The organism is Citricoccus sp. CH26A (assembly GCF_000224415.1).
Classification (GTDB): Bacteria; Actinomycetota; Actinomycetes; order Actinomycetales; family Micrococcaceae; genus Citricoccus.
Map to the genome: position 1 here is coordinate 1 of NZ_AFXQ01000061.1, position 640 is coordinate 640.

The window sequence follows — 640 nt, forward strand, 5'->3', positions numbered from 1 at the left end:
ATCGCCTGGCGGGACCTGCCATCGTGCTTCGGGCCCTGGCAGACCGTGTGGAAAAGCCATCGCCGGTTCAGTACCCACGGGACCTGGGACGCCATCCTCACCACACTGCTTGGGACCGCGGACGCGGCCGGGTTGATCGACTGGGAGGTCTCGATCGACTCGATCATCAACCGCGCCCACCAGCCCGCCACGAACCTCCCCCGGGCCACAGGGGGACCTGGCGAATTACACGAAACAGTTCCAGGAGCCGCCTGATCACGCGATCGGTCGCTCCCGCGGCGGGCTGTCAACGAAGATCCACCACCTGTGCGACGGGAACATGCGGCCGCTGGTGATGCTGCTCGGTCCGGGCCAGGGTGGGGACGCCCCGATGTTCGAACACCTGCTGGCCGCCCTGCACGTCCCGCGCACCGGCAGAGGCCGGGCCCGGACCCGCCGCGGCGCCAAGGGCGGCCGGCCGGTCGGCTACGACACCGAGGCGTACAAGCAGCGCAACGTCGTGGAGCGCTCCTTCAACGTGTTCAAGCAGTGGCGGGGCTTGGCCACCGAGTACGACAAGCTCGCCCTGACCTACCGCGGCGGGGTCGTCCTGGGCGCCATCACCATCTGGCTCAAGGCATTAGGAGACACGCCCTAGTCT

1 pseudogene is annotated in these 640 nt (G+C 68.4%); it reads left to right on the forward strand.

The window, feature by feature from the left end:
- Nucleotides 1-637 (forward strand): annotated as a pseudogene (locus CITRI_RS20380) (transposase); the annotation flags it as partial.
- Nucleotides 638-640 lie beyond the last annotated feature (3 nt).